The sequence below is a fragment of the Aestuariivirga sp. genome (genome assembly GCF_965227715.1).
GTDB lineage: Bacteria > Pseudomonadota > Alphaproteobacteria > Rhizobiales > Aestuariivirgaceae > Aestuariivirga.
In genome coordinates this window covers 2058710-2080141 of record NZ_OZ245771.1, presented here as the reverse complement: position 1 = coordinate 2080141, position 21432 = coordinate 2058710, and the positions used below count along the sequence as shown (strand labels likewise).

The 21432-nt window shown below is 61.9% G+C and carries 18 protein-coding genes; 11 read left to right on the top strand and 7 right to left on the bottom strand.

The annotated features are described in order from the left end of the window. Window positions 1-43 precede the first annotated feature (43 nt). The 5 genes from ACO06F_RS09760 (at window position 44) to ACO06F_RS09740 (ending at window position 6173) form a co-directional block, all read left to right on the top strand. Window positions 44-1069 carry a LacI family DNA-binding transcriptional regulator gene (locus ACO06F_RS09760; protein ID WP_421696490.1) on the top strand — a complete coding sequence of 342 codons (1026 nt, stop codon included), beginning with the start codon at window positions 44-46 and terminating at the stop codon, window positions 1067-1069. An 11-nt stretch (window positions 1070-1080) separates the two neighbouring features. After that, window positions 1081-2538 carry a xylulokinase gene (xylB, locus tag ACO06F_RS09755; RefSeq protein ID WP_421696489.1) on the top strand — a complete coding sequence of 486 codons (1458 nt, stop codon included), beginning with the start codon at window positions 1081-1083 and terminating at the stop codon, window positions 2536-2538. Further along, entirely contained in the window at window positions 2535-3851 is a 1317-nt protein-coding gene (gene xylA, locus ACO06F_RS09750; RefSeq protein ID WP_421696655.1) for a xylose isomerase, read from the top strand. Before xylB ends, xylA begins: the two co-directional genes overlap by 4 nt. A 23-nt stretch (window positions 3852-3874) precedes the next feature. Next, on the top strand, window positions 3875-4933 hold the full coding sequence (locus ACO06F_RS09745; protein WP_421696488.1) for a sugar phosphate isomerase/epimerase family protein: 1059 nt from the start codon (window positions 3875-3877) through the stop codon (window positions 4931-4933). A 70-nt stretch (window positions 4934-5003) separates the two neighbouring features. Next, window positions 5004-6173 (top strand): Gfo/Idh/MocA family protein, encoded by a 1170-nt coding sequence (locus tag ACO06F_RS09740; RefSeq protein WP_421696487.1) that lies wholly within the window; start codon window positions 5004-5006, stop codon window positions 6171-6173. A 69-nt stretch (window positions 6174-6242) separates the two neighbouring features. Here ACO06F_RS09740 and ACO06F_RS09735 read toward each other — a convergent pair whose 3' ends face one another. Then, a complete protein-coding gene (locus tag ACO06F_RS09735) occupies window positions 6243-7508 on the bottom strand; it encodes a DUF3422 family protein (RefSeq protein ID WP_421696486.1) in 1266 nt (421 codons plus the stop codon). 144 nt (window positions 7509-7652) lie between these two features. Here ACO06F_RS09735 and ACO06F_RS09730 point away from each other — a divergent pair, with 144 nt between their 5' ends. From ACO06F_RS09730 to rpe, 3 genes are all read left to right on the top strand, one after another. Continuing rightward, window positions 7653-8294, top strand: a complete 642-nt coding sequence (locus tag ACO06F_RS09730) for a TetR family transcriptional regulator C-terminal domain-containing protein (RefSeq protein ID WP_421696485.1) — start codon at window positions 7653-7655, stop codon at window positions 8292-8294. A gap of 90 nt (window positions 8295-8384) precedes the next feature. Beyond that, complete coding sequence (gene gap / locus ACO06F_RS09725) at window positions 8385-9401, top strand: type I glyceraldehyde-3-phosphate dehydrogenase (protein WP_421696484.1); 1017 nt, start codon at window positions 8385-8387, stop codon at window positions 9399-9401. Between the two features lie 7 nt (window positions 9402-9408). Then, complete coding sequence (gene rpe / locus ACO06F_RS09720; RefSeq protein ID WP_421696483.1) at window positions 9409-10077, top strand: ribulose-phosphate 3-epimerase; 669 nt, start codon at window positions 9409-9411, stop codon at window positions 10075-10077. A gap of 96 nt (window positions 10078-10173) precedes the next feature. Here rpe and ACO06F_RS09715 read toward each other — a convergent pair whose 3' ends face one another. The 5 genes from ACO06F_RS09715 to ACO06F_RS09695 all read right to left on the bottom strand — a co-directional run bounded on the left by ACO06F_RS09715 (window position 10174) and on the right by ACO06F_RS09695 (window position 15907). Further along, entirely contained in the window at window positions 10174-10722 is a 549-nt protein-coding gene (locus tag ACO06F_RS09715) for an NADPH-dependent FMN reductase (RefSeq protein ID WP_421696482.1), read from the bottom strand. After that, a complete protein-coding gene (locus tag ACO06F_RS09710) occupies window positions 10719-12146 on the bottom strand; it encodes a cryptochrome/photolyase family protein (protein ID WP_421696481.1) in 1428 nt (475 codons plus the stop codon). The genes ACO06F_RS09715 and ACO06F_RS09710 overlap by 4 nt, the downstream gene beginning before the upstream one ends. Window positions 12147-12259: 113 nt before the next feature. After that, the gene (locus ACO06F_RS09705) at window positions 12260-13330 is read right to left on the bottom strand and encodes an ABC transporter permease (protein WP_421696480.1); all 1071 of its coding nucleotides are present in this window, start codon (window positions 13328-13330) and stop codon (window positions 12260-12262) included. Window positions 13331-13352: 22 nt separating this feature from the next. Beyond that, window positions 13353-14870: a sugar ABC transporter ATP-binding protein gene (locus tag ACO06F_RS09700; protein ID WP_421696479.1), complete on the bottom strand. Its 1518-nt coding sequence runs from the start codon at window positions 14868-14870 to the stop codon at window positions 13353-13355. A gap of 11 nt (window positions 14871-14881) precedes the next feature. Beyond that, complete coding sequence (locus ACO06F_RS09695; protein WP_421696478.1) at window positions 14882-15907, bottom strand: sugar ABC transporter substrate-binding protein; 1026 nt, start codon at window positions 15905-15907, stop codon at window positions 14882-14884. 271 nt (window positions 15908-16178) lie between these two features. Between ACO06F_RS09695 and mtnK the strand changes: the two genes are divergently transcribed. Then, entirely contained in the window at window positions 16179-17468 is a 1290-nt protein-coding gene (mtnK, locus tag ACO06F_RS09690) for an S-methyl-5-thioribose kinase (RefSeq protein ID WP_421696477.1), read from the top strand. Here mtnK and mtnA read toward each other — a convergent pair. Further along, window positions 17462-18562: an S-methyl-5-thioribose-1-phosphate isomerase gene (mtnA, locus tag ACO06F_RS09685; protein WP_421696476.1), complete on the bottom strand. Its 1101-nt coding sequence runs from the start codon at window positions 18560-18562 to the stop codon at window positions 17462-17464. The two genes, mtnK and mtnA, sit on opposite strands and share 7 nt — an antisense overlap. Window positions 18563-18971: 409 nt before the next feature. On the opposite strand from mtnA, the gene ACO06F_RS09680 reads away from it, so the two are divergent. Beyond that, a complete protein-coding gene (locus ACO06F_RS09680) occupies window positions 18972-19895 on the top strand; it encodes a hypothetical protein (protein WP_421696475.1) in 924 nt (307 codons plus the stop codon). A gap of 352 nt (window positions 19896-20247) precedes the next feature. After that, complete coding sequence (locus tag ACO06F_RS09675; RefSeq protein WP_421696474.1) at window positions 20248-21429, top strand: glycosyltransferase family 1 protein; 1182 nt, start codon at window positions 20248-20250, stop codon at window positions 21427-21429. Window positions 21430-21432 lie beyond the last annotated feature (3 nt).

The window sequence follows — 21432 nt, the reverse complement described above, 5'->3', positions numbered from 1 at the left end:
TATCAGGAATTGACGAAATTTTGCGGGCGGGCTTTGATGGGCCATGTCCAGGGCCACCATTGAAGATGTCGCCGAAGAGGCGGGCGTCAGCGTCGCGACGGTCGATCGCGTGCTGAACGGCCGGGCGGCGGTGCGCCAGAAGACGGCGGAGCGCGTGGAAAAGGCGATCCGGCGCCTCAACTACCAGCCGGACCGGCTGGCCGCGCGGCTGGCGCGGGCCCGCGAATACCGCTTCTGCTTTATTCTGCCGGAAGGCTCCAACGCCTTCATGATCGCGCTGGGCGAGGCCGTGAAGGCAGAAGCCTTGCGCATGGCGCGCGAGAAGGTGGTGATCGACCTTCGCCACGCGGATGTCTTCGTGGCGCAGACGCTGGCCACGGCGCTCGATGGGATCGGCAGCGTCTATGACGGCGTGGCCGTGGTGGCACTCGATGATCCGCGGGTGCGCGAATCGATCAACGCCCTGTCGGACCGCGGCGTCTCCGTCGTGACCCTCGTGTCGGATGTTCCGAGTTCCAGGCGCGCGCATTATGTGGGCATCGACAATTCCGCCGCAGGCCGCACCGCGGCAACGCTGATGGGCCGCTATCTGTGCGGGCGTGAGGGCAAGGTGGGCCTCATTGCCGGTTCGCTGGCCTTGCGCGATCACATCGAGCGCCAGTTCGGCTTCGAGCAGGTGATGGCGCATGATTTTCCAAGCCTGGTGCTGCTGCCGGTGCGCGAAGGCCGTGACGACCGCGTGAAGGTGCAGAAGGTGGCGGAGCAGATGCTGGCGGACCACCCGGACATGATCGGGCTCTACAATGTCGGTGCAGGCTCTTCCGGTATCGCCACGGCATTGCAGCAGGCGGGGCGCGCGCGGGACATCGTATTCATCACGCATGAGCTGACGGAAGATACGAGGCGTGCGTTGATCGACGGCACGATTGACATCATCATCAACCAGGATGCCGGCCATGAGGTGAGGAGCGCCATCCGCGTGCTGATGTCCAAGACGGACCGTGCGCCGCTGGTCGACTCGATGGAGCGGATCCGCATCGACATCTATCTGCGTGACAATATTCCTTGAGGACACGGCACATGTATCTGGGTTTGGATTTCGGCACATCATCGGTGAAGGGCGTTCTGATCGACGCCAAGCAGAAGATCGTGGCCACGGCGAACGCAGCCTTGAAGGTGCAGCGCCCGCAGCCTGGCTGGTCGGAGCAAAATCCGGAGGACTGGTGGAAGGCCTGCAACACAGTGGTGAAGACATTGGGCAAGATGAAGCCTAAGGCCATTGCCGCCGTTGAAGGGATCGGCCTCTCCGGCCAGCAGCATGGCGCCACCTTGCTGGGAAAGGACGGCAAGCCACTGCGCCCCTGCATCCTGTGGAACGATGCGCGCTCCTTCCGCGAATGCGAGGAGATCGAAACAGCAGAGCCCGATGCCCGCGAAATTTCCGGCAACATTCCGCTCGCGGGGTTCACCGCGCCCAAGCTTCTCTGGGTCAAGAAGCATGAGCCGAAGATTTTCGCTCAAGTCGCCAAGGTGCTGCTGCCGAAGGATTATATCCGCCTCCGCATGACCGGCGAATATGCTTCCGACATGTCGGATTCCTCCGGCACCTATTGGCTGGACATCGCGAAACGCGATTGGTCGGATAAATTGCTCGCCGCAACCGGCATGCGGCCAGACCAGATGCCGAAACTCTATGAGGGCACGGATGCAACAGGGCGGCTGACGCCGGCCGTCGCCAAATCCTGGGGCATGCCGAAGCGGCCGGTGGTTGCAGGCGGCGGCGGTGACAATGCGGCAGCGGCCTGCGGCATCGGCGCGGTGACGGATAATTCCGCCCTCCTCTCGATTGGCACCTCTGGCGTGCTGTTCGTCTCCAATGACACGTTCCGCCCCAATGCGGGCCGCGCCGTTCATGCCTTCTGCCATGCCGTGCCCAACACCTGGCACCAGATGGGCGTGATCCTCTCGGCGGCCGCGAGCCTCGAGTGGCTGGCAACCATTCTTGGGGTTGCCGCACCAAAGCTCACCGCCAAGCTTGGCGCCAATCTCACCGGGCCATCGCCGGCGCTGATGCTTCCCTATCTCTCGGGCGAGAGGACGCCCGTGGCCGATGCGCAGGTCAGAGGCCTCATCATGGGGCTTGGCCATGAGAGTGACCACAAGACGCTGACTCACGCAGCCCTTGATGCCGTGGCCTTCGCCTTCCGTGACTCGCTCGAGGCGCTGAAGGATGCTGGCACCGAAGTGAAGCGCGTCACCGCCGTGGGCGGCGGATCCAAATCCGAGCTCTGGCTCAAGATCATCGCGACCGTGCTCGGCGTGCCGGTGGATTTGCCTGCTGCAGGAGATGTGGGCGGCGCATTTGGTGCGGCGCGCCTCGGCCTCATCGCTGCAACCGGTGCCGATTTTCGCAAGGTGCTGACGGCGCCCAAGACGGCCCGCACCATCAAGCCAGAACCAAAGGCGCGTGATGCTTATGAGGAGCATTACCGCCGCTACGCAAAGATCTATCCCGCGATCAAGGAGATTTACCGCTGATGTCCGCTTTCTATTCGCACACCACACCCATCCGCTATGAGGGCCCCAACAGCACGAGCGACCTCGCTTTCCGCTGGTACAACCCGGACCAGATGGTGCTGGGCAAGACCATGCGCGAGCAGATGCGCTTTGCCGTGGCCTATTGGCACACGCTGTGCTGGCCGGGCACGGACCCCTTCGGTGGTGACACCTTCAACCGCGCCTGGCACCACATGAGTGACGAGATGGCGGCCGCCCGCATGAAGGCCGATCTGATGTTCGAAACACTCGACTTGCTGGACGTCGATTTCTTCTGCTTCCATGACCTGGACATTGCGCCGGAGGGCAAGTCGCTGAAGGAGTTCAACGCCAATGTCACGGCGATTGCGAAAATCTTCGAGAAGAAGATGGCGGCGCAGAACAAGAAGCTCTTATGGGGCACCGCCAACATGTTCTCGAACCGCCGCTTCATGGCAGGCGCGGCGACCAACCCCGACCCGGACGTCTTTGCCTACTGTGCCGCGCAGGTGAAGCACTGCATGGACGTGACCAAGGATCTCGACGGCGCCAATTATGTGATGTGGGGCGGCCGCGAAGGCTATGAGACGCTCATCAACACCAACATCGGGCATGAGCTGGAGCAGGCCAAGCGCTTCCTCGCCATGGTGGTCGACTACAAGCACAAGATCGGCTTCAAGGGCCCCATCCTGATCGAGCCGAAGCCGCAGGAGCCGACCAAGCATCAGTATGATTACGATGTGGCCACCGTCTACGCCACCATCTGCTCGCTGGGGCTTCAGCAGGATGTGAAGGTCAACATCGAGCAGAACCATGCGATCCTCGCGGGGCATACGTTCGAGCATGAAATCGCACTTGCCTCCGCCCTCGGCATCTTTGGCGGCATCGACATCAACCGTGGTGATTATCAGTCGGGCTGGGATACGGACCAGTTCGCCATGAACATTCCGGAAATGTCCCTGGCCTTCCTCGAAATCCTGAAAGCCGGCGGCTTCACCACGGGCGGCCTCAACTTCGATGCCAAGATCAGGCGTCAGTCGATCGAGCCCGATGATCTGCTGCACGCGCATGTGGGCTCGATGGATGCCTGCGCGCGCGGGCTTCTGATTGCGGCGAATATCCTCGAAGACGGCAAGCTCGGACAGATCGTCTCCGATCGCTATGGCAAGTGGAGCGAGCCCAAGAACAAGGCCATGCTGGAGGGCAAGGAGACACTCGAGTCGATTGCCGCTCGCGCGCTGGCCGAAGGCCTCGATCCGCAACCCAAATCCGGAAGACAAGAGCGCATCGAAGCGCTTCTCAACTCATACATCTGATTGTTCCAGGGAGGACCCAACACATGCCGACAGATATCAAAGGACCGGCCTTGTTCTTGGCCCAGTTCGCGGGCGATGCAGCGCCCTTCAACTCATGGGACTCGATCACCAAATGGGCGGGCTCGCTCGGCTATAAGGGGGTGCAAATCCCCAGCTGGGACGGCCGCCTGTTTGACCTGAAGAAGGCTGCCGGCTCCAAGACCTATTGTGACGAGGTGAAGGGCGTGGCTCAGGCCAATGGCGTGGAGATCACCGAGCTTTCGAGCCATCTCCAGGGCCAGCTCGTGGCCGTGCACCCAACCTATGATGAGGGTTTTGATGCCTTCGCGCCCGGTGCGGTTCATGGCAAGCCAAAGGACCGGCGCGCCTGGGCGGAAGATCAGGTGCGTATGGCGGCCAAGGCCTCGAAGAATTTGGGGCTCACCTCGCATGTCACCTTCTCCGGCGCACTGGCCTGGCCCTTCATATATTCCTGGCCCCCGCGCCCGCCGGGCCTGATCGAAGAGGCTTTTGACGAGCTGGCGCGGCGGTGGAAGCCGCTCCTTGACGTGATGGACGAGAACGGCGTCGACGTGGGTTATGAACTCCACCCCGGCGAAGATCTGATCGACGGCATCACCTTCGAGATGTTCCTCGGGCGCCTGAACAATCACCCGCGCGCCCAGATCAACTATGATCCCTCGCATTTCGTGCTGCAGCAGCTCGACTATCTGGACTTCATCGACATCTATCATGAGCGCATCTGCGCCTTCCATGTGAAGGATGCGGAATTCAATCCTACTGGCCGGCAGGGCGTTTATTCCGGCTTCCAGCCCTGGCTCAACCGCGCCGGGCGCTTCCGTTCGCTGGGCGATGGACAGGTGGATTTCGGCGGCGTGTTCTCGAAGCTCGCGCAGTATAATTATGACAGCTGGGCCGTGCTCGAATGGGAATGCTGCATCAAGGACGCGGAGCAGGGTGCCGCCGAAGGCGCACCCTTCATCGAAAGCCACATCATCAAGACGACGGCCAAGTCCTTCGATGATTTCGCGGCAGGCGAAAAGGATACATCGAAGATCCACAGGATGCTGGGTTTGGCTTAACCTTATTTTCCGCCATGCAAGCCAAGGCCGGCATGACGGCAATGAAAATCTTCCTCAGGAGGGACAGCACATGGTGTCAGGACGAAGCGACGCGAATACGGGCCGTATCAGGCTGGGCATGGTGGGCGGCGGGCAGGGGGCCTTCATCGGCGCCGTGCACCGCCTCGCTGCGCGCATGGACGATCAATATGAGTTCGTGGCAGGCGCACTGTCCGCCGATGCGAAGAAGGCAAGGGCCTCCGGCGCGGAACTGGGCCTGGCACCTGACCGCATCTATACCGATTACACGGCCATGGCGAAGGCGGAAGCGGCCAGGCCCGATGGCATCGAAGCCGTGTCGATCGTAACACCCAACCATGTGCATGTGCCCGCTGCCATGACCTTCATCGAGGCGGGCATCCATGTGATCTGTGACAAGCCGCTGGCGCTGAACCTGAAGGAGGCGAAGGCGCTGGAGAAGGCACTGGCGAAGCACCCCGATGTGATCTTTGCCGTCACCCACAATTATTCCGGCTATCCGATGATCCGCCAGGCCAAAGCCATGGTGAAGGCGGGTGAATTGGGTGAAATCCGCCTCGTTCAGGGCGAGTATCCGCAGGACTGGCTGACGACGGCACTGGAGAAGACTGGCCAGAAACAGGCGGAATGGCGAACCGACCCCAAGCGCTCTGGTGCGGGCGGCTGCGTGGGTGACATCGGCACGCATACTTTCCAGCTGATGTGCGATGTGTCGGGCCTCGCGTGTGAAGAACTCGCCGCCGATCTCACCACCTTCGTGAAGGGCCGCGCGCTCGATGACAATGTGAACGTCATGCTGCGCTTCAAGGGCGGTGCCCGCGGCATGCTGTGGGCAAGCCAGGTTGCGCCCGGCAATGAGAACGGCCTGAAGCTCCGCGTCTATGGCACCAAGGGCGGCCTTGAGTGGACGCAGGCCGATCCGAATTACCTTTGGTACACGCCCTTCGGCGAACCGAAGCGGCTGATCACCAGAGGTGGTGCCGGCGCCAACGCCGCCGCCGCCCGCGTGACCCGCGTGCCGCCCGGCCACCCGGAAGGCTATCTCGAAGGCTTCGCCAATATCTACACGGAAGTGGCCCGCGCGATTAAGGCAAAGCGCGCCGGCAAGAAACAGGAAAAGGATGTGGCGTTCCCCGGCATCGCCGATGGCGTTGCCGGCATGGCCTTCATCGAGGCCTGCGTCAAATCATCAGCGAAGAATGGGAAGTGGGTGAAGCTGTAGGGGACTGGATGAGAAAGAGGCTACGCGGGATATGCCCGCGTAAGACGGGAGGAGGGGGCGGAGCGGCCGCTACTCCTTTTCCGAACTGAGAATCCGCTTGCGCAGCCGCCTAATTCCATACCAGACGAGGAACACCACAACGGGAATGCTCAGCACGCTGACGAGTTTCGTCTCCACATGCGCGTAATCCCCGAAGCCGTCGAAGAGTTTTCCCAGAATGCCGATCAGATAGTAGCTGATCGCCACCACGGAGAGACCTTCAACCGTCTCCTGCAGGCGCAGTTGCTGGTGGCTGCGCTTTTCCATTGATCTCAGCACCTGCTGGTTCTGCGCCTCGAGTGCGATGTCAACGCGGGTGCGGAGCAGGTTTGAAGCGCGCTCGCTGCGTTCCGCCAGGCTCTTGATCCGGTCGCTCACCGCCAGGCAGGTGGCCATGGCGGGGGTGAAGCGGCGGTCCAGAAACACGCCGATGCGCTGGAAGCTCATCACCTTTTCCTCGCCCAGCTCTGCAATGCGCTTGTCGACGAGGGCCGCATAGGCGCGCGCCGCCGAGAAGCGGTAGCTGGTGCGGCTCGAAATTTCCTCCACATCGCGCGCGATGCGGCTCAGCGCCGTCAACAGCTCTGCATCCTCATGGCTTTCCTGGGCGGAGAGCATGTCCGCCGTCACCTTGGACAGGGCACGCTCAAGGACGGCGAGCTCCGGCTGCACCTTGCGGGCCAGCGGCAGCGCCAGGAGCGCCATCATCCGGTAGGTCTCGATCTCATGGATGCGGCGGACAACGCGCCCCAGCCGGAAGGGGGAGAGCCCGTGGTCCTGCACCAGCATGCGGGTGTAACCATCAGGGCCGATGCGAAAATCCGTCCACACCGTGGCAAGGCCCGAACTTACGCGGGAACCCGCAAGATCTTCATGGCCGAACATGGCGATGAGATCCGCCGTCTCCGGGCTCGGCTCCTGCTTTGCCATGATGCGGGTGTGAATGCCGACGAGCCGGTCTCCGGGGAGGCCCTCCACCCAGCCCACGGGGAGGATGGCCAATGCCTCACCCTTCTCAGGGCCGCCCTCTGCCACCACGCTGATCCGGTAGAACTCGCCATGGCGCTCATATTTGATCTGACCGCCTGCGATCTCCGCCGAATGGTGGGCAGCCCCCGGCGGCGGCGGCTTCACGCCCAGCGCGTCGCACAGCAGGCGCACATGGGTGAGCGGGTCCCCGTCACCTTCGCTCAAGGTGAAGGCCAGATGGGTGATGCGCGAGGGCGCCGTGACCGGCAAGCCAGGCCGGCCGTGCAGCTCATCATTCAGGACAGATCGGAGTTCGTGATCGCGCATAAGCCGTCCTACGGACAAATGGGTGTGACGGGTCACCGCAACCTGCCACGCGGGCCCCGCTTGAGGCTTTCCCCCCAGCACAGCATTCACTATGCTTTCCGCCATGGCAAGGTCAGGTCACGGGCTTCCTGTGGAGCAGAAGAAATGAGCGCGGAGGCAATTCCCCTCCGCAAGGCGTCGCGCAGCGTCCGGCGCCAGCAATTGATCGAATCGACGATCGCCGTGCTGGCCCGGAAGGGCTATGCGGCCCTGACGGTGGCGGATGTCGCGAAAGAGGCGGGCCTGTCCCCCGGCATCGTGATTTTCCACTTCAACAGCAAGGATGAGCTGCTGGGGGATGCGCTGGCCTCTCTGGCGGCGGAATACCGCAGCCATTGGGAAGCCAGCATGAGGGCCGCTGGCCCCGCCCCTGCTGAACGCCTGAAGGCCATTCTGCTGTCGGACTTCGACACGGATGTCTTCACCCGCCAGAAACTGGCAGCGTGGGTCGCCTTCTGGGGGGAGGCGCAGGGCAGGCCCGTCTATGACCAGATCTGCGCCGGCCTTGATGCCGAACGCCTGGCGGTGACCGAGGCGCTGTGCCGTGAACTGGACGCGGATGGCGGCTACGGGCTGAACAGCCACCTGGTCATGCAGAGCCTGGAAAGCCTGGGCGACGGGCTGTGGCTGAGGCTGGCGGCGGAGGCCATGCGCAGCAACGCCCCCGTTTCCGCGCTGGATGCCCGCAAGATCATCATCACAGCGCTCGCAGCCTTTTTCCCGCGCCATTTCGGGCGGGAATTCTGAGTTACGTACCTCAACAACCCCCTTTCATGGCCCGGCGAATTCTCTATAACAGCCGCCGACCTCAACAGAGCATCATCCGGAGACCTGCCCATGACGAAAGTCCGTGTCGCCATCAACGGCTTTGGCCGTATCGGCCGCAACATTGTCCGCGCCATCTATGAGTCCGGCCGGCAGGATATCGACGTGGTGGCCGTCAATGATCTGGGCCCGGTTGAGACCAATGCCCATCTCCTGCAGTTCGATTCCGTTCATGGCCGCTTCCCCCATGAGGTGACGGTGAAGGGCGATTCGATCTCGATCGGGTCGGACCAGTTCAAGGTCACCGCCATCAAGGACCCGAGCCAGCTGCCCTGGAAGGATCTGGGCGTTGACATCGCACTCGAATGCACCGGCATCTTCACTGCGCGGGACAAGGCGGCGGCCCATCTCACCGCCGGCGCCAAGCGCGTCATCGTCTCGGCGCCCTCCGACGGTGCGGATTTCACGGTGGTCTATGGCGTCAACCATGACAAGCTCACCAAGGATCACGTGGTGATCTCGAATGCCTCCTGCACCACCAATTGCCTGGCCCCCGTGGCCAAGGTGTTGAATGACGCGATCGGCATCGAGAAGGGCATGATGACCACGATCCACTCTTACACGGGTGACCAGCCCACGCTGGATACCATGCACAAGGACCTCTACCGCGCCCGCGCGGCGGCCTTGTCCATGATCCCCACTTCCACGGGTGCGGCGAAGGCCGTGGGCCTGGTGCTGCCGGAGCTCAAAGGCAAGCTCGATGGCATCTCGATCCGTGTTCCCACGCCCAATGTCTCGGTCGTCGATCTCAAGTTCATCGCCAAGCGCAAGACCACCAAGGAAGAGGTGAATGAGGCGATCCTCAAGGCCGCCGCAAACGGCCCGCTGAAGGGAATCCTCGGCACCACGGCCAGGCCCAATGTCTCGATCGACTTCAACCATGATCCGCATTCCTCCGTCTTCCACCTCGACCAGACCAAGGTGATGGACGACAATTTCGTCCAGATCCTCTCCTGGTATGACAATGAGTGGGGCTTCTCGAACCGCATGGGCGATACGGCGGTGCATTTCGGCAAGTTGATCGGCTGATCGGGCGGTGACTCGTCCTCTCCTCATCGCGCCCTCCATCCTCGCGGCTGATTTCGCGAGGCTGGGGGAAGAGGTGCGCGCCATCGATGAAGCTGGCGCAGACTGGATCCATATCGACGTGATGGACGGGCATTTCGTGCCCAACATCTCTTTCGGCACGCCGGTGATGGAGGGGATCCGCGGCGTCACGAAGAAGCCCTTCGACGTCCATCTGATGATTGCCCCGGTTGACCGCTATCTCGAAGCCTTCGCCAAGGCGGGGGCGGACATCATCACCGTTCATGCCGAGGCGGGCCCCCATCTCGACCGCTCTTTGCAGGCGATCCGCGCGCTGGGCAAGAGGGCGGGCGTCTCGCTGAACCCCGCCACGCCCGTTTCGGTTTTGAAGCACGTGCTCGACCGGCTGGACCTCATTCTGGTGATGAGCGTCAACCCCGGTTTTGGCGGGCAGAGCTTCATTCCGGCCATGCTCGGCAAGATTTCAGAAGTGCGCGAGATGGTCCGTGGGCGGAACATCGACATTGAGGTTGACGGCGGCATCACCCGCGCCAATGCCGGAGACGCCGTGAGAGCAGGCGCCAATGTGCTGGTGGCAGGCTCTGCCATCTTCAAGGCGAAGGATTATGCGGCGGAGATCCGGGCGATCCGGACGGCGGCGGTGAGTGTGGACGTTTGAGCGCTAACCGCGAAAGACGGCGCGGCCCGCCTTTTCACCTGGCGCGGACTTGATCCACGCGTCCCCTTTGGCAAGAGCCGTAAAAGGGTGCCGCGCCTAAGGCCTTTTTTCCACCCACTCCAGAAACGCCTCCAGCCATTTCGCCAGATAGCGCTTTGTCTCTTCGTCCGTCAGGTTTCCGTCCGCGTCGAATTTCTCTTCATTGTGATTCACGAAGATTTCCGGCCGCGGCATCGTGATGGCCTGCAGGGCCTGCAGGTTCTGCCGGAAATGATATTGCGAGCGCGCTGTGCCCACGAATTGGCCGCCGCCTGCGCCGACGATCCCCACACGCTTCCAGCGGAAGGGAGAGCCGCCGCGCGACAGCCAGTCGGTGCCATTCTTCAGAACACCCGGAATCGAAAAATTATACTCCGGGCACGCAATGACAATGCCATCCGCCGCGCGGATCTTCGCATCGAGCGCCTGCACGGCTGCGGGCTTGCCGCTGGCTGTCTCATCATCCTCGTTGAACAGCGGAATGCCGTGGAGCGTGGCGATCTCGACCGTCACATGGCCGGGCGCCATGCCCTCGAGTGCGCGCAGCAATCCGGTATTGCTGGACGCCCGCCGCAGTGAACCGGTGATGCCGAGAAGCCTTGTCATGCTGCCCCCTTGATCTCTTGGAATGCGGCCAGCGCCTTATCCCGCGCCGTCCCGTGGTCGACAACAGGATGCGGATAGTTCCGCCCCAGTTCAACCCCGGCCGTTGCGAGAACAAGGGCCGGCGCTGCCCAGGGCTGGTGAATGAGGGCATCGGGCAGACGGGCCAGCTCCGGCACCCATTTCCGGACATAGGCGCCTTGGGGGTCGAACTTCACGCCTTGCAGCACCGGGTTGAAGATTCGGAAATAGGGCGCTGCATCAGCCCCGCAGCCCGCGACCCACTGCCAGCTTGCCGCATTGCTGGCGATATCTGCGTCAACCAGCGTGTCCCAAAACCAGCGTTCGCCTTCCGTCCAGTGGATCAGCAGGTCCTTGATGAGGAAGGAGGCTGCGATCATGCGCACGCGATTGTGCATAATGCCGGTGGCCCACAGCTCCCGCAGACCCGCGTCGACAATCGGGTAGCCCGTGAGACCCTTCTGCCAGGCGTGAAGGCCGTGGGGATTGCCGCTCCACGGAAAGGCTTCGAATTCCGGGCGGAAAGGCTTTGAAGGCAGGCTGGGCCAATGGTGGAGCAGATGATAGGAGAACTCCCGCCACAGCACCTCCTTCAGGAATTTTTCCGATGCCCTGTCCAGCTTGCCGCCCGCTGCAAGCTGTGCCGCGCGCACGGCGTGCCAGCATTGGGCGGGGCTCACTTCGCCGAAGCGAAGATGGGGCGAAAGCCTCGAGGTCACGTTCCGGTCCGGCCTGTCCCGCGCATCAGCGTAATGCGCAAGACCATCGTCAATGAAGGCCTCGAGCCGTGCGGCAGCGCCTGCTTCACCGGGTGTCCAGTATTGCGGGAAGTCGGCGGCCCAGTCCGGCTTGGCGGGGAGGAGGCCCCAGTCTTCCAGCCGGTCGCTGGCGGCAGGGCCGTTCCACGCGGTGAAGGACGGGACAGGCCGCAAGGGCTTTGGCTCCCCCGCTGCGAAGCAGGCCTTGGAAAATGGCGTGTAGACGCGATAGGGCTCGCCCGAACCATTGCGGATCGCTTCGGGCTCATGCAGCAGCATGCCGCCATAGCGGTGGCAGGAAGCACCCGCACGTTCCGCAACGTCCTTCACCCGGCGCTCCAGCGCGGGCGACCATGGCGCATGGTCCCGCGCGAAGTGAACCGATGTTGCCCCCGTCTCTGCCAGCACCTCCGCAATCACGATGTCCGCAGCGCCCTGCCTGAGGGTAAGGGGAACACGTGTTCCCAATGCAGCAAGCGATTTGTGCAGCCACCAGCGCGACGCGCCGCCAAGGCGCCACTCACCTGGCGTCTCGTCATCGAGCACATAGAGAAAGATTATGGGCCCCTGTGCGGCTGCGGCCGTCAGGGCGGCATTGTCCGCAAGGCGCAGGTCGTTGCGAAGCCAGTAAAGCGAAGGGGATGTCATGAAGGTTGTTACGCAGGCCAAAGGGGGCGGATCAACCGCCATATGGCTTCAAAGCATCTCCCCAACGGACGTCACCCCGGCGCATGCCGGGATGACGGAAACGGGGAGTAGCCTCAGTCCAGGTCCGACTGCTTCTCCTTCAGCACCTGGGCGTAGACATTGATGATGAGCGCCGCGAGCAGGATGAGGCCGCGGATCAGAATCTTGAGGAAGGAGTCGATCTGGATATGGTCAAGCCCGTTATTGACCACGCCCAGCACCAGAAGCCCGATGATGGTGTTCCCAATGCCGCCGCGCCCGCCGAACAGGGACGTGCCGCCGACGACGACTGCCGCAATTGCATCAAGCAGGAAGGTGTCAAACTGGTTCTGCTGGGCGGAGCCGAAATAGGCGACACCCAACATGCCGGCAATGCCGGAACACACTGCGCAGATCACCATGACCGAGCCGATGATGAATTTGACGTTGACGCCCGAATACTCCGCCGCCTCGCGATTGCCGCCCACCATGTAGATGTAGCGGCCATAGCGGGTGTAGGTGAGCACGAGGTGCCCGACGAGCAGGAACACCATGCAGACGATGATGGTCCAGCCGATGGGAATGAACATCGCCTTGCCCGCTGCGTTGAGGCCCAGCGGAATGGAGAAGGCCGTGCCGGAGCCCAGCGTGGTGATGAGGTCCGGATATTGATAGGCAATCTGCCCGCGCACCAGCATGGCGGAAACACCATTGGCAATCTGCATCATCGCCAGCGTCATGATGAAGGACGGAATGCCGATGATGGTCATGCCACCCGCGGTGACGAGGCCGAAGGCAAAGGCCGCAGCGAGCGCCAGGATGATGGCGATCCAGCCCGGCAGAGGCACATTGGCAATGTTCACATAGTCCGGCTGGATGGTGAAATAGGCAACGGTGATGCCTACCGCATTGGCCACCGCCGCCACGGACAGATCGATCTCGGACGTCAGTATCACATAAGTGAGGCCCACCGCTATGATGCCGGTGATCGACAGCTGACGCACGATGTTCAGCATATTGTCGAGCGTCAGGAAGGAGGTGGACGCGAAGCTGAAGAACACGACGAGCGCCACCAGCGTGAAGACGGGCGCAATGTTCCTCAGCTGGTCGGCCAGGAAGCGCTTCAGGCTGAAGCTGCGGGGCGCCACCGTGTCTGCTGTCGTCATCTCAACTCTCTCCGGTTCATTCTCAGGCGGCCGCCAGCAGGTCGGCCTTTTCGATGTGGCCCGCCGCGAATTCGCGCGCCACGATCCCACGCTTGATCACCGTCACCCGGTCCGCGAGCGTCAGGATGGTTTCCGGCTCGGTCGAGAGGACGAGGATCGCCACACCCTTGTCCCGCAGCGATTTCACGATGCGGATCACGTCTTCCTTGGCGCCCACATCCATGCCGCGGGTGGGTTCCGCGAGGATCAGCACGCGCGGCAGGTGAGTGAGCCACTTTGCCAGCGCCACTTTCTGCTGATTTCCGCCCGAAAGGGAACCCAGCGGAATGGCCGTGCGCGGCGGCCTGATCTGCAGGTCCTTGATGTGGGTCTCGGTAATCCGCTTTTCCTCCCGCGGCTTCAGCCACAGGCGGTGAATGCGGCCGAGGATGGAAATCGAGACGTTCTTGTAGACCGGCTCCTGGCGGAACAGCATCATGCGCCGGTTCTCGGGCACAAAGGCGATGCCGGCCGCGCGCGCCGCTGCGGTTGAACGGAAGCGCACGGTCTTGCCATCGAGCTTCAGGCTGCCGCGCCGCAACGCCACCTTGCCGAAGAGCGCGCGTGCGAGCTCGATCTGGCCCGAACCCATGAAGCCATAAACACCGGTGATTTCACCAGCTCTGAGATCGATCGAGAAATCACGCAAGTTCCGGCCGTCGCTCACGCCGCTGACGGAGAGTACGATGGGCTTTGCATCATCGCCCTTTAGCTCCGCCTCTTCGCCCATATGCATGCCCTTGGAGCCGCGGCCGATCATGTGCGAGATGACCAGGTCCTTGGTGAGCTTGCTCGTGTCCTCGGTAATCACCTTGTGGCCGTTGCGGAACACGGTCACGCGGTCGGAAATATCGAGAACGTCATCAAGGAAATGCGAGATGAAGACGATGGAACGGCCTTCTTTGCGCAGCCGGCGCAGCACTTCGAATAGCTGCTTCACCTCAGGAGGCGAAAGTGCCGAGGTGGGCTCGTCCAGAATGATGATCTGCGCGCCTGAGAACAATACGCGGGAGAGCTCCACGAGCTGCTGCAAGCCAACGGGCAATGAGCCCATGGTGGTGGTGGGATCGATGTCGAGGCCCAAGCTTGCGATCAGCTGCCGGGCCTCCCGGTTCATCCGGCCCCAGTCCACCGTTCCCATTGCGGTGAGCGGCTGGCTGCCAAGGAACACGTTTTCCGCAACCGTAAGGTCGGGCACGATCGAGAGTTCCTGATGCACCATGCCAATGGATTGGCTGAGCGCATCCCGCGCAGAGCGCAGACGCACCTCGCGGCCCTTAATCTTCATGACGCCGTCATAGTCCGTGTGGACCCCGGCGATGATCTTCATGGTGGTGGACTTGCCAGCGCCATTCTCGCCCACAAGGCCGTGAATTTCGCCTGGCAGCAGAGTAAAATCCACATTCTTCAGCGCCATGACGCCGCCGAAGTGCTTCGAGACGTTGGAAAGCTCGAGCAGGGGCAAAGGGCCCCCGCTCGTCTCTTGTAACGGATCTGACATCACCTGCGAAATCAGATCAGGAAGTTCTTCTGAAGCCAAAGATGGCCCTGCGCCGTTTCCTTGGTGATGACCGGGCCGTCCGCGAGGATGAAGTCCGGAATGTCCTTGCCGGGCTTTTCGCCACCCTGGACAGCTGCAACGCCCGCCGCCACCGACCAGCCGTGAATGCGGCAGGAGGGGTTGCGAACCGTTGCCACCATCACGCCTTCAAGCACCGCGTTCACCGCGGGCGGCATGGCGTCCACACCGGCGATCAGGATGTCGGTGCGGTTCTTGGCCTTCATGACGTTGTGCGCGGCAAGCGCCATGTCGTCATTGTGGAAGAAGGCACCCTTGATGTCCGGATACTGCGTGAGGAGCGAATCCCAGATGCGGGCGACCTTGGTCACGTCCCAGTCTGCGGGCTGCTCGTCCAGCAGCTTGATGTTGGGGTTGCCGTCAATGACCTGGTGGAAGCCCTTGGCGCGGCCCTGAGCGCCCGAATGGCCGAGCGCACCCTGCGTCATCACGATGTTGCCTGCGCCACCCATGGCCTTGACCAGCGCATTGGTGACGACGGAGCCCATCATCACGTTGTCGGGCGCGATGAAGGTCTGCAGCGGAACAGTTCCGGGCGGAGCCACCAGCGTATCCATGGCGATCACCGGCGTGCCGCCGTCGATCATCTTTTTGATCGGATCCGTCAGCGTGCCGATGCCGAAGGTCTGAATGGCCACGAAATCCCACTGCTGGGAGGCCATGTTGTCAATGGCGGCGCGCTGCTTGGTGGCGGAGAGTTCACCATCAAACCAGGTGATCTCCACATTCATCAGCTTGCCCCAGGCTTCCGCTGCCTGCTTGCCCTGGGCGCACCAGGTGGCCTGCAGGCCGGCGTTCGAGAACGCGGCCTTCATGGGCTTGGCGCCGGGCGCAAGCGCCTGGGCCATGGCCGGGTCGAATCCGGCATCCGCCAGAAGGGCGGCACCCAGCGCCGTGGCGCCGAGCTTCTTGAACACGTCACGCCGCGTTGCGGCTTCCTTGATGAGATCGTCGAGCATTGCGTTGGTCCTCCTCCAAGCTCATGGTCTCTCGCGCGTCCGCTGTGCGGTTTCTTGGCCGTAGCTTTGGCCGAAACTTCTGAAGGACGCCGATCGCGCAAAACATCCAACACAGTTGGAAGTTTGTCCAGAGCTATTGTCTTACAAATTAGATTTGCTGCATGGCATCATGATGTGTGCGACTGCGAAGTTATGCCGTTGCGGAGGTGCACTTGCATTCGTCTGCCGTTCCGCTACTCACTGCGCGCAAGGAAACAACACGCTGCTCATCATGTCTGCTTCGATCGAAATCCGTGAAGGCTATTCACCGCAAAATCCGGAAACGCTGGCTGCCTATTTGTCAGGCATAGACGCCGTCCGTGCCGTGCTCGGCGGAGAGCCGCCGCAATGGACCATTGCGGAGGTGGGGGACGGCAACCTCAACCTCGTCTTCATCGTGAAGGGTCCGGCCGGGGGTGTCGCCGTCAAGCAGGCGCTGCCCTATGTGCGCCTGGTGGGGGAGAGCTGGCCGCTGCCGCTGTCGCGCGCGCATTATGAGCATATGGCCCTGTCCGAGCAGGCCCGCCTCACGGGAAAGCTGGTGCCGCACATCCATCACTATGATGAGCGGCAGGCGCTGATCGTGATGGAACTCCTCGAGCCCCACATCATCATGCGCCGCGGCATGATCGATGCGGTTGAATATCCGCGCTTCGCCGATGACATCTCGAGCTTCATGGCCCGCACGCTTTATTTCACCTCGGACCTCGCACTGACGGCGGACAGGAAGAAGGCGATGATTGCGGCTTTCGCCGGCAACACTGCGCTGTGCAAAATCACCGAGGATCTCATTTTCACCGATCCTTACCGTGTGGCGGAGCTGAACCGCTGGACATCGCCTGAGTTGGACACCTATGCCGCGCGCTGGCGGGAAGATGGGGAGCTCAAGATCGCGGTCTCGCGCCTCAAGCTCAAGTTCCTCTCCTCTGCCGAAGCCATGCTGCATGGCGATCTGCACACCGGCTCCATCATGCTGACGCCGGAGGAAACCCGCGTCATCGATCCGGAATTCGCCTTCATGGGCCCGATGGGCTTCGATGTGGGCGCGATCGTGGCCAATTTCCTGCTGAATTATCTGGCTCAGGACGGCCATGTAGAAAGTCCTGGCGCCCGCGATGGCTACCGCGACTGGGTACTTGAAACGTTGGAGCGCATCTGGACGGCTTTCAGGGAAAAGTTCCTCGCCCTCTGGCGTGAAAACCCAACAGGCGATGCCTATCCCATCTCCCTCTTTGCCGAAGCAGAGGGCGCAGCGCGGCTCGAGATGGAGCGCCAGGCCTATATGGACAGGCTATGGGCGGATACGGTTGGTTTCGCCGCCGCCAAGATGATCCGCCGCATCCTGGGCCTTGCCCATAACATCGACCTTGAATGGATCAAGGACAGGGAACTGCGCGCCACTTGTGAGGCGCGCGCCCTCACCCTGGCGCGGGACATGATGGTGAACACCGCGGCCTATGGATCGATCGCCACGGTCATGGCGGCTGCCCGCCAGGTCCGGCGGGATATCGCGCATTACTGAGTGGCGCGTTCCGGAAAGGCCTTTGCAATCTCGGCCCGGTTCGCGGCAATCACGCCGCGCTCGGTGATGAGGCCCGTCACATAGCGCGCGGGCGTCACGTCGAAAGCATAATTCGCCACCTTGGAACCGCGAGGGGTGATTTCCACCGTCTCGATCCGCCCGTCTTCCGTCCGGCCGGTCATGTGGGACACTTCATGGCCCCCGCGCTGCTCGATGGGAATTTCCTTCACCCCGTCGAGCACGGTGAAGTCGATGGTGGGAGAGGGAAGCGCCACATAGAAGGGCACGCCATTGTCATGCGCCGCCAGCGCCTTCAAATAGGTGCCGATCTTGTTGCACACATCGCCTTGCGCCGTGGTGCGGTCGGTGCCGACGATCGCCATGTCCACCAGGCCGTGCTGCATCAGGTGGCCGCCCGTGTTGTCGGGTATCACCGTGTGAGCAACGCCATGGTGAAGAAGTTCCCAGGCGGTCAGCGAAGCGCCCTGGTTGCGCGGCCGGGTCTCATCCACCCAGACGTGAATGGGAAACCCGGCATCATGTGCTGTGTAGAGGGGCGCAGTCGCGGTGCCCCAATCCACGGTGGCAAGCCAGCCTGCGTTGCAATGCGTGAGAATGTTAATCGTTTCGCCGGGTTTCTTATGGCGGGCGATGTCCTCAATGATGGAGAAGCCATGACGTCCAATGGCCTGGTTGATGGCCACATCCTCCTCCGCGATCTCGGCGGCACGCACATAGGCGGCGGCGGAGCGTTGCCCGGCCGGCAAAGGCGTCAGCGCCCGCGTCATCTCATCGAGCGCCCATTTGAGGTTGATGGCCGTGGGCCTGGTCTTGACGAGCAGGTCATAGGCGGCTGAGAGGGCACCGTCTGAACCGTCCTGGCGCATCGCCAGTGCCATGCCATAGGCGGCGGTGACGCCGATCAGCGGCGCTCCCCGCACCAGCATGTCCTTGATGGCCACCGCTGCATCCCCAGGCGTGCGCAGCGTCACGGTTTCAAACTGATGCGGAAACTTCGTCTGGTCGATGATGTCCACTGCCCAGCCATCGGCGTTGAGCCAAATCGTCCGGTAATGCTGCCCATTGACGTTCATGAAGATCCTCCGATGCGGCGAATGTGGCGGATAAGGCAGCGACAATCAATCCTGAGGGTGGGTTCCGTCCGCCGCGGGTGAATGAGCCAGATGTGGGGACAGGGCGTGAAGCAATCTTGGCCGGATGGTGGGCGGCCTCCGCACATCTGGGATTTCTTGTGTCCAAGAGTGAAACCGTCTTGACTTCGCCCGCGACTCTGGCGACTTGAACGGCGGCAGCGCACCAGAGTCAAATCAGTGAACAGCCTGTGTCGACGAGTGGACATAACATCGTTAAGCATCCGTTCATGCGGGAAGGCGGATACTCAGTACAAAGATGAACACTGGCGCTCGCCGTCAGGATCAGAAAACTAGAAACGGCCCCGGCGGGCAACCCACCCACGCGCCGGTGCCTCGGACAGAACTCAAGATGAAAATCACGATCAGCGAGAACGTGTTTCCTCTGTTCCATCCTGCCCTGACCGAGGATCTGAAGGATCCTTGCCCGGTCTTCGACGGCGAGTTGTGGCATGTCTTCGGATCGAGCGGCACGGTGCGCAGCGAAACCTGGAACATTCTTCACGCCACCGCACCCGATCTCTATGGGCCGTGGACGGAGCATGAGCCGATCCGCCTGCCGATCAAGGGTTCCGGCATCGCCGCCCCCGGCGTCATCTTCGATACGGGCGTCTTCCACATGTTCGTGCAGACGGAGTTCATGAAGTCCGGCGGCCGCTGCGAACACGCAGTCTCCAATGATGGCTTCAACTGGGTGGTCCTGCAGCCGGCGATCCTGGCCCTTCCCGGCACCGGCGAGGACGGCATATACGATCCTCATCCCGCGATGATCGGCGGCAAGCGTTACATCGTCTACTCCGGCATGCCACCCTTCACGCGTGTGCCGCAGCCTGATGTCTATCTCGCCCGCAGCATGTCCGACTCATGGTTCGGGCCGTGGAAGCGCCTGGGCAAAATTCTCGATCACAGCGAGTTGCCGCATCACAACTCGCGCGAACATCCGGATTACGAATGGGGAATCGAAGGCGCGCAATTGGTGGAACTTCCCGATGGCCGCATTCTGCTCAATGCCACCTGCTTTCTGCCCGAAGGTGCAAGGGGCAGCCGGCAGCGCGTGTTCTTCGCAATTTCGGACACGGTCGATGGCCCCTATGTCTCGCTCGGCCCCGTGCTCGATCCCGGAGAGCCTGGTGAAAATGGCCATTCGACCGTCATGGTCGATGGACGTGAACTGACACTTTTCTATCAAAGCCGCAGGGTCGCCACTGATCACCGCTGGCGTTTCGGTATCGCCAAGTTCGATTTGAGTCAGCCATACCTGTCCCGCAGCGCCTGACGCCGCATCTTTTTTAAGCAACCGTTCGAGCCGGGTGGTGGAGCTTCACCATCCGGTTTGTTACTGTCTAAATCTGCACTTAGCGGCTGTTTTCCAGCTTGGAACCAAAGCCGGTTCCGGACGTTTGCAGAAAGCGGACCCCCGAACCCTCCAGAATTGTCCTGCAAGGCCTGCCAGCGCTCAAGAGGCTGGGCCGCAGCGGAAGTATTCGCGAGAGACCTCGCACAGGTGCCGTCCAACTGGCGGAACATCATCACCGCTGGAGAATTGTATGACCCGCTATTCCCCCGCCGGTGTCAGGCGGAAGGTAGGATAAGAAACCTACTTCATTCGATAAAGGAACAGGACAAACATGGCGCTCCTCACACCGACGGCAATCTCGAAGACGAAAGGCACTGCTCCCGAGTCTTCCGTTCTCCTCTGCTTGTCCCATCTTCGGTGGAATTTTGTTTTCCAGCGCCCCCAGCATCTCTTGACCCGCGCCGCAAAGACCCACCAGGTCCTCTATTTCGAGGAGCCGGTCTATGAAGCCGTGGCCCGGCCGTTCATGAGGGCCACTGAACCGTCCACGAACATTCGCGTTCTGACGCCCGTTCTCCCCGAGGGCACGGCGGCCAGCGATGCGGTGGATCTGCAGCGCATGCTTCTCGATAATGCGCTTGCTTCACTTCAGTATGACCGGCTTGTGCTCTGGTATTACACGCCCATGGCGCTGCCCTTCTCGGATCACATTGATTGCGATGTCTGCGTCTATGATTGCATGGACGAACTCTCCGCTTTCAAGAACGCCCCGCGTGAGTTGCTCCAGATGGAGCGCCTGCTGATGCAGCGGGCCGATGTGGTGTTCACCGGCGGACAGAGCATCTATGAAGCCAAACGCCGGCTGCACAAATCAATCTATCCGTTCCCGAGCAGCATTGACGTTGCGCATTTCCACAAGGCAAGAAGGCCGCTGAATGATCCCGCAGACCAGGCTTCGATTCCACACCCGCGCGTGGGCTTTGCCGGCGTGCTGGATGAGCGCCTCGACATCAAGCTTCTGAACGAAGCTGCCGCCGCCATGCCGGACGTGCAGTTCGTCATGATCGGCCCCGTCGTCAAGATCGATCCGGCGGATCTGCCGCGCCTTCCCAACATTCACTGGTTGGGTTCAAAGTCCTATATGGAACTTCCGAGCTACATGGCTGGCTGGGATGCAGGCTGGATGCCCTTCGCCCTGAATGAAGCCACGCGTTACATCAGCCCCACCAAGACCCCGGAATTTCTCGCAGCAGGACTTCCGGTTGTCTCGACCGCCATTGTCGATGTGGTGCGGAGCTACGGCGCCCAGGGCCTCGTTCAAATTGCAGATAGCGAAGATATCGAAGAGAAGCTTCGTGAGGCGCTCGGCAATCCGAAGGACTTGCTGCGTAACTCGGTTGACAGCTATCTTGGAACCATGTCCTGGGACCAGACGTGGAATGGAATGTCAGCTCAGCTTTCGCGGGTGTCGCGCCCGAGCATCGACGCTGCAGCAATCCGCGTCGGAGCATGAGCG

What these genes read in the sequence shown, in the direction of transcription:
- ACO06F_RS09675 (WP_421696474.1), top strand. Translation starts at nt 20,248, where the DNA reads ATGGCGCTCCTCACACCGACGGCAATCTCGAAGACGAAAGGCACTGCT.
- ACO06F_RS09740 (WP_421696487.1), top strand. Translation starts at nt 5,004, where the DNA reads ATGGTGTCAGGACGAAGCGACGCGAATACGGGCCGTATCAGGCTGGGC.
- ACO06F_RS09680 (WP_421696475.1), top strand. Translation starts at nt 18,972, where the DNA reads ATGAAAATCACGATCAGCGAGAACGTGTTTCCTCTGTTCCATCCTGCC.
- ACO06F_RS09695 (WP_421696478.1), bottom strand. Translation starts at nt 15,907, where the DNA reads ATGCTCGACGATCTCATCAAGGAAGCCGCAACGCGGCGTGACGTGTTC.
- ACO06F_RS09735 (WP_421696486.1), bottom strand. Translation starts at nt 7,508, where the DNA reads ATGCGCGATCACGAACTCCGATCTGTCCTGAATGATGAGCTGCACGGC.
- mtnK (WP_421696477.1), top strand. Translation starts at nt 16,179, where the DNA reads ATGTCTGCTTCGATCGAAATCCGTGAAGGCTATTCACCGCAAAATCCG.
- ACO06F_RS09715 (WP_421696482.1), bottom strand. Translation starts at nt 10,722, where the DNA reads ATGACAAGGCTTCTCGGCATCACCGGTTCACTGCGGCGGGCGTCCAGC.
- ACO06F_RS09745 (WP_421696488.1), top strand. Translation starts at nt 3,875, where the DNA reads ATGCCGACAGATATCAAAGGACCGGCCTTGTTCTTGGCCCAGTTCGCG.
- ACO06F_RS09760 (WP_421696490.1), top strand. Translation starts at nt 44, where the DNA reads ATGTCCAGGGCCACCATTGAAGATGTCGCCGAAGAGGCGGGCGTCAGC.
- mtnA (WP_421696476.1), bottom strand. Translation starts at nt 18,562, where the DNA reads ATGAACGTCAATGGGCAGCATTACCGGACGATTTGGCTCAACGCCGAT.
- xylB (WP_421696489.1), top strand. Translation starts at nt 1,081, where the DNA reads ATGTATCTGGGTTTGGATTTCGGCACATCATCGGTGAAGGGCGTTCTG.
- ACO06F_RS09730 (WP_421696485.1), top strand. Translation starts at nt 7,653, where the DNA reads ATGAGCGCGGAGGCAATTCCCCTCCGCAAGGCGTCGCGCAGCGTCCGG.
- gap (WP_421696484.1), top strand. Translation starts at nt 8,385, where the DNA reads ATGACGAAAGTCCGTGTCGCCATCAACGGCTTTGGCCGTATCGGCCGC.
- ACO06F_RS09710 (WP_421696481.1), bottom strand. Translation starts at nt 12,146, where the DNA reads ATGACATCCCCTTCGCTTTACTGGCTTCGCAACGACCTGCGCCTTGCG.
- ACO06F_RS09705 (WP_421696480.1), bottom strand. Translation starts at nt 13,330, where the DNA reads ATGACGACAGCAGACACGGTGGCGCCCCGCAGCTTCAGCCTGAAGCGC.
- ACO06F_RS09700 (WP_421696479.1), bottom strand. Translation starts at nt 14,870, where the DNA reads ATGTCAGATCCGTTACAAGAGACGAGCGGGGGCCCTTTGCCCCTGCTC.